General features: G+C 57.0%; 5 protein-coding genes and 4 pseudogenes. 8 read left to right on the top strand and 1 reads right to left on the bottom strand.

The window, feature by feature from the left end:
* Positions 1 to 200: 200 nt before the first annotated feature.
* The 3 genes and pseudogenes from AC0L3B_RS36075 to AC0L3B_RS36065 form a co-directional block, all read left to right on the top strand.
* Positions 201 to 542: a hypothetical protein gene (locus tag AC0L3B_RS36075; protein WP_473382244.1), complete on the top strand. Its 342-nt coding sequence runs from the start codon at positions 201 to 203 to the stop codon at positions 540 to 542.
* A gap of 12 nt (positions 543 to 554) precedes the next feature.
* Positions 555 to 1,016 (top strand): annotated as a pseudogene (locus AC0L3B_RS36070) (CoA transferase subunit A); the annotation flags it as partial.
* Positions 986 to 1,330, top strand: a pseudogene (locus tag AC0L3B_RS36065) (CoA-transferase); the annotation flags it as partial. The pseudogenes AC0L3B_RS36070 and AC0L3B_RS36065, both read left to right, overlap by 31 nt.
* Positions 1,331 to 1,479: 149 nt before the next feature.
* On the opposite strand, the gene AC0L3B_RS36060 reads toward AC0L3B_RS36065, so the two are convergent.
* A complete protein-coding gene (locus AC0L3B_RS36060; protein WP_473382243.1) occupies positions 1,480 to 2,733 on the bottom strand; it encodes a diaminopropionate ammonia-lyase in 1,254 nt (417 codons plus the stop codon).
* A 959-nt stretch (positions 2,734 to 3,692) separates the two neighbouring features.
* Between AC0L3B_RS36060 and AC0L3B_RS36055 the strand changes: the two genes are divergently transcribed.
* The 5 genes and pseudogenes from AC0L3B_RS36055 to AC0L3B_RS36035 all read left to right on the top strand — a co-directional run bounded on the left by AC0L3B_RS36055 (position 3,693) and on the right by AC0L3B_RS36035 (position 9,975).
* Entirely contained in the window at positions 3,693 to 4,472 is a 780-nt protein-coding gene (locus AC0L3B_RS36055) for a transporter substrate-binding domain-containing protein (protein WP_473382242.1), read from the top strand.
* A gap of 977 nt (positions 4,473 to 5,449) precedes the next feature.
* The gene (locus tag AC0L3B_RS36050; RefSeq protein ID WP_473382241.1) at positions 5,450 to 5,785 is read left to right on the top strand and encodes a hypothetical protein; all 336 of its coding nucleotides are present in this window, start codon (positions 5,450 to 5,452) and stop codon (positions 5,783 to 5,785) included.
* A 1,481-nt stretch (positions 5,786 to 7,266) separates the two neighbouring features.
* Positions 7,267 to 8,142: pseudogene (gene panB, locus AC0L3B_RS36045) on the top strand (3-methyl-2-oxobutanoate hydroxymethyltransferase).
* Positions 8,143 to 8,155: 13 nt separating this feature from the next.
* Positions 8,156 to 9,005: pseudogene (panC, locus tag AC0L3B_RS36040) on the top strand (pantoate--beta-alanine ligase).
* A 517-nt stretch (positions 9,006 to 9,522) separates the two neighbouring features.
* A complete protein-coding gene (locus tag AC0L3B_RS36035; protein ID WP_473382240.1) occupies positions 9,523 to 9,975 on the top strand; it encodes a hypothetical protein in 453 nt (150 codons plus the stop codon).
* Positions 9,976 to 10,037: the final 62 nt, after the last annotated feature.

The raw sequence follows: 10,037 nt of genomic DNA, 5'->3' as shown, positions 1-10,037 counted from the left end.
CCTTAAAGCTAGACTTAAGGTCACACGCTTCGCGAATTACCAACCCTCACGCAAGACGGCCCCCATCGGAGGCGTACCTCAATCTGGCGTAAGTGTCGTTTGCAGGCGGGGCGTCCCGAAGGGGGGGCGAAGGAATCCGACCGAATGAGCACGCGGAGCAACAGCTTCTTGTCAGATGCCGAGCGCAAGGCGATCAAGCCATGAAAGAGCCATACGAACCCGGGCATCCGCAGCCAGAGCACGACCAACCGGAATGGGATGCGCTGGAGCAGGTCCACGGCGCAGGTGCGTTCTGGCCAAACAGCGCCGACAGTTTCTGTAACAACTGCTATGTCGACCTGGCCGCTATGGCGCCCGGTCCGAAGCTGTCAACCCAAACGCGCGGCAACATCGATGCGCTGATGCTCCCGGATGCGTGCGAAGATCTATCTTATCGCTCGCGCCTTAATGGCTTTATGCGTCCCAGCGGCCATCAGTTCACGGGTCCGTCGCGCAAATACGAGCCAGTCAGCGCTTCCGGGCTGTCAACGCTCCTTCATTAGGTCAGGTAATTCATGAACAAGGTCTATCCCGACGCCAAATCGGCTCTCGAGGGCGTTCTCAAGGACAACTTGATGATTATGTCGGGCGGCTTCGGCCTGTGCGGCATCGCCGAGGTGCTGTCGGACGCGATCCGCGACTCCGGCGTCAAGGGCCTGACGGTGGTCTCCAACAATGCCGGAGTCGACGGCATCGGGCTCAGCCGCCTGCTGGAGACCCGCCAGATCAAGAAGATGATCTCGTCCTATGTCGGCGAGAACAAGCTGTTCGCCCAGCAATTCCTCGCCGGCGAGCTGGAGTTCGAATTCAATCCGCAGGGTACGCTGGCCGAGCGCATCCGCGCCGGCGGCGCCGGCATTCCGGCCTTCTACACCAAGACCGGCGTCGGCACGCTGATCGCCGAAGGCAAGGAAGTGAAGGAATTCGACGGCGAGAAGTATCTGATGGAGCGTGGCAGGTGGCCCAGAACGGCGATCTCGCCAACTGGATGATCCCCGGCAAGATGGTCAAGGGCATGGGCGGCGCGATGGATCTCGTCGCCGGCGTCAAGCGCGTGGTCGTTGTGATGGAGCATTCTGCCAAGGACGGTCCAAAGCTCCTGAAGCAGTGCAATTTGCCGCTGACAGGTGAGCGCGTTGTCGACATGGTCGTCACCGATCTCGCCGTCTTCACCATCGACAAGCACGGCGACGGCGGCATGGCCCTGATCGAGCTCGCCGACGGCGTCTCGCTCGACGAGGTCAAGGCCAAGACCGAAGCCGAATTCCGCGTCGCACTGAAGAACACGTAAGGTCTTCGCAGGGGGGGCTCGCATGACGATACGGTCAGGGCGCCCTGACGATGCCAAGTCCATCGCCAGCACCATTCTGTCCTCGACGCGTAGTCACCGGCCGCGCGTTGGTTCGATATCGCGCTAAGCTAGCCGAGACGTTATGCTAACTATGATCGCGCGGTGTCGGGAAGTTCCTGCTTCGCGTGCGCCGCGAATGCGGGATCTTTCAGATTCTTCGCGATCACATGCGCAGGCATCGCACCGACCAGCTCTTCGTAAAGGCGAGGGTCGGTCGCGCCCTCGGTGTTGATCAAGAATATCCGTGCATTTGGTCCAAGACCAATTCTGGCACGCAAGGCTGGATCGGAAGCAGCCTTCATTAACGCTGCGAGACCAATACCACCACTTTCGCCTGCGACAACTGCCAAGTCGCCATCCGCCGGATTTGCCAGACGTTTCATCGCATTGATTGCGTCCTCGTCGTCGACAGCCATGAAAGCGTCCGCTGTGCGCGAAAGGACACGCCACGCAATAAGTGAAGGCTCATAGCATTCGAGCATTGCCATCACCGTGGACTGCGCATGCGCCACCTTCACGGGACGTCCGGCTCGTGCGCTTTCTAAAAGGCACGCTGCTCGCGATGGGTCGACGACAGTGAAAAACGGACGGTCATGGCCTAATAGTACCGAAAAGTGTCCGGCAACGGCAGCGGCGATCCCACCAACGCCCGACTGAATGAAGACATGAGTGGGGCACTCAGGCAATTGACGCAGGGCCTCGCTGACCAGGGCAGTGTACCCCTGCATTACCAGCCCCGGGATGCGCTCGTAGCCGGGCCACGAGGTGTCAGATACCAATGTCCAACTCTGTTCCGCCGCAACTCGGGTAGCGTCGGCAACCGAGTCGTCATAGTTGCCTTTGACGCAGATCATCTGCGCGCCAAACCGGGCAATGGCGGCTATGCGCTCATTACTCACGCCCGAATGAACGAAAATGGCGCATTGTGCACCGACAAGTTGAGCGCCGTAAGCAACCGATCGGCCATGGTTGCCGTCCGTGGCACAGGAGACTGTCATGCCTGCTGCCACAGCCCTCACTTCAGGCGTGCGCAACTCGCTCACGTCGACATCGCGGCCGAACCGCCGACTTGCTTCCTCGAGCACCAATCGGATCACGGCATAAGAACCGCCCAAAGCCTTGAAACTGCCCAGGCCGAGACGATGGCCTTCATCCTTGAGATGGATCGAACTGACTCCGATCTCACGAGCAAGGGCCGTCAATGAAACAAGAGGAGTTTCCGTGTGGCCATCGCGATACCTGAGAAATCGCTCGACCTCGCGAGCGGCAGCGACGCTCAACGCATCGGCGTCTGAGGTATCCAGAAGACGGCGGTAATCAGTGTGCTGGTTGAGGAGAAACATGGTTTGGTTATATCATCTCGTTGACAGCTCTACGGACAGCGCGATCGCAATGTTCGAATTTCCGATCGCTTATGCAAGATCGACCCAAACGCGGCTGACCGCTGACGGGGTTACATCGCGCCTTTCAGCTTCAGCAAAAAACAGCATTACCGCAGATTGCAGATCCGGACAACGCCGGTTGCACACAGTCAATTCAAGACGCGCTCACATGGTCTAGCATTTTGTCGAATTTGGAAAGCACCTAGGTTGCCGACGGCATTCATGGTTTGCTTCATCGGCACAAGGTCGGCAGTCGGCGCGGTGAAATCAGTCAAAAAAGCCGATAAACCGCCGGATTTATTCGTCGAATAGCGCGTCCCCACACTAATAGCCCTCGATAAACCCATACAATAAAGATTAAGCGTGATCTATCCTCGTGCGCGGCGTGTTTGGGGGACGAAAATACGCCGGTAAGCCATCTCAATTCGGCGGCATAGGAGTAGGACATGGCCAGCCATTTTTATCGACCCCGTATGGGTGCGTATGCCGAGACCTATTTCGGAGTAGCAAGCGCGACCTGCAGCAAAGACTTTGGCTGCAGTACAACGTCATGCGGTTGGGGTGCGAACTCGGTCACTCCGAGCCAAGGTCCAACGCCGCGGACGCGCCAGTCCAGAACGGATATGACGCGCGCAGGCCGAATCAAGAACTGGTCAGACAGGTATCTGCCGAAATGCGTGATCCCGCTCTTACCCGGAATGACTAGAGGCTGGCGTCGTAGGCCAAGCTGCCGTGTCTATTGACCGAGAGCAGGTCGTGGGAAGGAGCCTACCCGAACGGCTACGGCGGTCCGACGGACGCCCCGGCTCGGGGAGTTTATCGATCGGTGCTTCATCGAAGCGAAAGCACGTGAAATCGAGATGTTCTCAAATGGTATCCGTCGTCTAACCATGAGCGCTGTTGCGGTCATATGTGGCTTGATGGCTGCTGATGCGTACGCGCAAAGCGCAAAGCGAGTTGTCAATGCAATGGCGCTGACTACGTATCCGCCGTTCGAATTCAAAGATGAAAAGGCTGGCAAGGTAGCGGGATTCAACATTGATGTTCTGGAAGCTATGGCAAAGAAGATCGGAGCGGAGGTCAGCTGGACCGAGACAAGCTACGCGCTCATGATCAGCTTTGCACCGCTGAACACAAAGCGCGCCGACATCCTTTTGGGCACAATGGGTGATACGCCCGAACGCCGAGCCAATGCGAACTTCCTGGATTACGTGTACTCAAACGAGATATTCTACACTTTGAGCACAAAAGCTGAGGGCTTCGCGAATCCGGAGGCGTTATGCGGTAAGCACGTAGCGGCGACACGCTCCAGCCTTATCGAGATCCAGGGGATTGAGAAATGGAGCGAGGAGAATTGCGTCAAAGTTGGCAAGCCCGCGATCGAGGTAGTACTCGGTGAGAATACCGCCCAAAACCGACTCTTGGTGCAGCAGGGCCGTGCCGACGCTGCGATCACCGGTGAAGGTGTCATCGCGTATCAAAACGAGCTGGAGGGAAACCAGTACGCACTCATCAGTAAACCTGTAGTCAAGTTGATGACCGGTTTCGCTTTCGCGAAGGATAATCTTCAGCTTGGAGAAGAGCTAAAAAAGGCGCTTGCCGGGATCATCGCCGAGGGCATCTATGGCCAGCTGCTGCGCAAGTGGGGCTTGACGGATCAGGCCAGTATTGGGCAGCCAATGATCAACGGTCAGCCCTAATTGGCCGTTTGGACGGTGGGCGGCAACGGTCTAGAAGTAGTCACACTCATACGGGGCGATTTTTGACCTGACTGTGGCGCGCAGCATACCGGCTTCATGTAGTGAGCCACGCGCCACGGTGACCGCATCCTGCGTCCAGCGCTGGCGAAACACGAAGCGGGTGCACTGCCAAGGTGCGGCTTGATCTGGGGAGCCCTGCGATCCAACCATAGAGGTTTACTCCGAAGGCTGAACGGCTCTCGACGGAAATCAACCCCGTATCGACATCGATGATTCCGCCTCGCGTGTTCCTGCGATCCGCGGCATCATATCAGCGAGACTAGTTCGACATCGTGCCGACGCAGCTGCGGGCCGGCCAACAAATGCGCCTGCTCCCACCGCAAAAATTCAGTGCCGCAAGCACCGGCTTCGGCGCGCGTAAGCGAGGCGGCTGCGCACGGGTCCGGCGGTCGCGCAGGTGCTCGCGTTGAAGTCGCGGACATCGATTCCGTTGGCCTTTCAGCATCCTGATCGATCATTACGGACGACCGATGGTCACGCCCACATGTGGCAAGCCGTTGGCATGGTTATCTGGGGCCCCTTTACGATGACGGACCGCCGAAAAGCCCGAAATTGGATAATCGCGCCGCGCTTCAGAAAGAACCGCCGAAAGCAGTCGGCATCCTGACTGCGCTTGTGGCAGACGTTGATCCGGCCTCAGCTAATTCCCGGTGCCGTTGAGGCCGTTTCCTTGTTTGACGCTGGACCTGCAACCGTCCGCGCTTGAGACGGCGAATGATTGAGAGAGCCGGCCAGACATGTGACTAAAGTCCCTGTCGCAGGTTCAAAACAGATTTGGCAGCATCAATATGTCGCACAATCGATGTGGTGAAATCCGTCCAGAATGAGGCGCGAGCGCCTCAAGCAAATCGGCATCGATGCTCTTCGCCAAGCGCCTACCATGTGGCGACAGGCAAAAAAATGATATTGTAGCTTAGGTGAATTTCCAGGTCACAGTCCTGAAGATCCTGGTGAGCTATCCAGAAGGGTTCGCGCCCATGGCGGAGCTTAAGCGGGACATGGCGATTGTGGCGACGAGCGGTCCGGATTGGGCTGAGCGCACCAAGAGATTGGCCGCCCGAGTGCCGGATCTGGATATCTTTTCCCAGCAACTTATCGAGCGGTTAAACGGTGGGTGGCGCATTACGGAAAGGGGGCGCGCGGTGCTCAATGTCATGGAAGCGCGCTCTATCCCTACAGAGATGAAGCGAGAGATCGAGGTCACCGCTGCAGAGACCCCGAAGTCTGTGCCCACTCAATCCCTTCATGTCTAAGAAGGCCGAGGACACCTCTCCCCGGCAACCGAAGGTGCGCCACCCGATCTTAGCCCCGCGTTTTTCATCCTGCGTAAAGCCATTCAAGGCTGAAACGACTTACCCGACGAGGGAGTGGGCCAGCTGCTCGTCAACAATCGCGAATTGTGCGTTCCTTGACCGCGCGAAGCCGAGGAGGTGGTGCAGACAACGCAACGCACTCTGTTACAAGCATTTCCATCCACCCGGCCAGTTGAAATCCTTCAAAGAATGCTGCCAAACGCAGCATTTAACCCTCAAGATGCTATTCATCGCATCAATTGTGAATGGAATATCCGTTACAAGTAGAAATCGCGGCGAAGGACCTCCAATGGAGCGCACCACTTCGCCAAGATGGCGCATGTTGAAGTCAAATTCTCGCGCCCAATGTTTGTACATGCCGCAAGTACATCGAGATCGCTGTCGCCGCGCTTCTCGCGGGGCGTATGGCTGCGGCGAAACGAATCTAGGGGGCTTCCACGTAACGCCTAGAGGAGAAGACTAGTGCACAACAGTCCCCAGAATTCCCGCCACACCTCCGGAAGGTGCTGTGCCATATGCGGCGGAAAGTTCGGGCTGATCCGCTACTACTGCTGGCGAACGGCCCTTTGCTCGAAGAAATGCGTCGATCGCCTAAACAAGCGGCGGGAGGCCGACCGCAAATGGATCTGCTGGCTGCGGGCGGCGTAATTCGTGAGTCCGACCGGCGCGCGGCAGCTAACCACGCCAGAAGAAGCACTAACCGAACAGAATCGAGCTTAGCCGTGGCATTGCATCCGGCATCTTACATGGTGAAGGTCAAGTGACAGACACCTCAGCAACAATCATCGATTTCAATGCCTACAGGATGAAGAGGCGTGGTGGAGGCAACCTTCCACCTGACCTCATTCGCTCAACTCTGATCCCTGACTCGGTCCTCACGTTGTGTTTCTTGCGGCCGTTGCTGCTCTGGAACCATTCGGTTGGTTCGACCTAACCACAGCGCAACGGCCCTCTTCACCAACGATCTAGAGGGCTCGTTGTCTCTGCTGCGGAATAGAGCAAGATTTCCTTCGGCATGGAGTCGAGGGGCCGCGCGTGCTGGCGCTGATGAATCCGTTATCTTCGACAACGAAGCATTGTGTGTTTCGATTTGCACCTGTGAGCCAGGACGCTCTTGTTACAATCACCAGGGGCGCCGACTTCTGATGTCGCTTTTTGAATAGGGGGCGGATCTGCACAGAGCTCGCTGAAGCTTTTTCCAAATCAATCATCTCAGCAGCAGGCCTCAAATCCTGCGAAAAGGCGTCTTTTTTGTTGCGGACGAGAAGCTTCGGTCGATGATTGCGCGACCATTAGAAGTTTTTGTCCCGTTCTTCTCTAACCGTTTGAAAGGGAGTACATCCGTCTCCCCGCCATTGACAGTGTTGTCACTTCTTCCCTAGGAAGCGATGACTGGAGGGATTGGGGGCAGGGTACCTAAAATGAGCCACAGTTCGGGGCAGCCTGTTGAACGTGTCACAATTCCTATGCTCCAGCGATGGAAGCAGGAGGGACGGCGCGTGGTAATGACCACCGCTTATGACGCGGTCACAGCGCGCATTGCCAACACCGTCGTCGATATCATCCTTGTCGGGGATAGCATTGGCAATGTCTGCCTTGGCTTTGATGACACGTTGCCGGTCAGCATGGCCATGATGAGCCATCACTTAGAGGCCGTTGCGCGCACAAGGCCCCATGCCCTGCTCGTCGCCGACATGCCCTTTCTTAGCTTTCATCTCAGTTCCGTGGAGACAATACGCAACGCTGGAGGCTTCCTTCAGCGTGGCGCTGACGCCGTGAAGCTTGAGGGGGGTGTGCTAAGTGTGTTGAAATGTTACGCGCGCTGGTCGATTGCGAAATCCCTGTAATGGGTCATCTCGGTCTTACCCCCCCAGAGCGTCAATGTCATGGGTGGTTTTAAGGTCCAGGGCCGGAAAGCCGATGACGCCTTGCGCCTGCTCGATGACGCCCAGCGTCTCCAGGAGGCCGCCTGTTTCGCTGTGGTCTTGGAAGGCATCCCGGCCGAGCTCGCTGCGCGAGCGACCGAATCTTTGACGATACCCACCATCGGGATTGGCGCGGGGCCTAGTTGCTCAGGGCAGGTCCTTGTATTCCACGATGTTCTAGGCTTGATTGAAGGCCATCGCCCGAAGTTTGTTCGAGCCTATGCAGACGGTTTCCAGCTGTTGCAGGGAGATCTGTCGCGCTGGGGCGCTGATGTCCGTAACGGTGCATTCTCGGCGCCACAAGAGTCCTATCGGGTTTCCGACGACGTTCGGGAAGCAATCGCGCGCTGGATGCCCTCCAACTCAACCTGACGCCAAGCAATACATGCAAACCTTAACGATAGTCGCCGAACTGCGCCGCGTCTCGCAGATGCTCGCAGGAACAACAGCCGCACCGGGTTCGTCCCGACCATGGGTTACCTACACGACGGCCACTTGGCGCTGGTTGCGGCGAGCCGGGAAAAGTGCGACCTGACGGTCGTTAGCATCTTCGTCAATCCCACTCAGTTCGCGCCAAATCAGGATCTTAGCACCTATCCGCGCGACTTTCTCCGCGACGAGCAGCTGTGTCGCGATGCCGGGGCAGCAATCGTCTTTCTGCCGGGCGTAGAGGAGATCTATCCGGCTCAATTTGAGACCTTTGTCGAACCGGGCGAGCTCGCAAGACCGCTGTGCGGAGCTTTTAGGCCTGGACACTTTCGAGGTGTTGCGACTGTCGTATCCAAGCTGTTCAACATGGTGCAGCCGGATGTCGCGCTTTTCGGCAAAAGGATTTTCAGCAATGCGCAGTGGTTCGTCCCATGACAGTAGACCTCAATCTACCGATTGAGATCGTCGCCGTGGCAACAGTTCGCGAGCACGATGGACTCGCTATGAGCAGTCGTAACCGCTATCTTTGCGCGGAAGAACGGCAACGCGCCCTTGCGCTTAGTCGTGGACTGTTCGAAGCAGCAGATCAGTTCCGCGCAGGAGAGCGCGACGTCGGAAAGCTAATTGCGATCGCAAAGAAGCATCTGTCAAGGATGGATCGGCTGCAGTACATCGAGCTCGTTGATGCCGATACGCTTAAACCCGCTGAGAGTCCACTGCGGCGCAGGGCAGCACTCTGCGCCGCAGCCTATGCCGGCTCGACTCGGCTGATCGATAACGTGATACTGTCGTTACCGACTTCTTAGGTTCAGAAGCGACCTGACGAACAGGGTGCGATCAGAAATTTCCGCTCGTTCAATGGATGGGGTGCTAGTGACGAAGAAGTATTGAGGGCCGGGGGAGAGGCTGCTCGAAATCGAGGACTGGTATGACAGGCGTATCAGCCGAACGTCTTAAGGGACGTAGAAGATCCTATCGAAACCTTACTGCAGAATAATTTAGCAAGGTCGAGGCATCGGAAAGATGCTGCGTTTTTCGTCGCCGATTAATTCTCCCGCGCCTAAATCCGGCGTCGAGGGGTCGACTATGGCGATGCGCGTCTCGAATTGGTTTGCGCCAACAAAATGCGAGCGTGAGTTCGAACTATCGCTAGTCAACGAGAGACCGCGAGTTCAGGATTTCGAAATCAATCTAGAATAACTCGCGCTCGTCATCGGCCGAACGAAGCAGGTCAAGCCCTCCCGTTAGTCCAAGTTGATAAGCGTCCACTCGGACTCGCGCCAACCAGCCGCCCCGAGGCACCAACTCATTTAGGAAATAAAAATGAGCAAGACCGCGATCTTTAGCCGCGAACGATCAAGGCTCTCCCGGCACTTCCGCATTGGATTACGCAGCCAAATGGCATTGCTCGGTACCTGCGGGATCCTTGTCACGGGCGCGATCTGTTTGGCCGCCCTATATTACGCGCGCGTAGTCGAAAGCGAGTGGAATGATAGCAACAAACTCAGAGTTCATATCGCATCGTTGTCGCAGGGATTTCTGGAGTCACGGCAGATTGCGGGCGACCTCCTTCGCAGGCCCAGCGAAATATGGATCAAGAGGTATGCCGAGGGTGACGAGCAGCAGCTCACAGAGTTAAGTCGTGTCGAAGAACTTGTGTCGGCCTTGTCAGATGATGACCCGCTAAGGCAGGCGATCTCTTTGCGGTCAGTTTCTCGATCTCTATGCAACTCGCCTTCACAACGTGGTCGCAGCGCAACGCAACGGCGGCTTTAACGAAGACGATGGATTTCAAGGTAAGTTGCGCAAAGCCGTGCATGTCGTTGAACAGCTCTCGC

Source organism: Bradyrhizobium sp. Kon56 (genome assembly GCF_055807635.1).
Note: the sequence above shows the minus strand (reverse complement) of the source record. Positions and strands in the feature narration are given on the sequence as shown.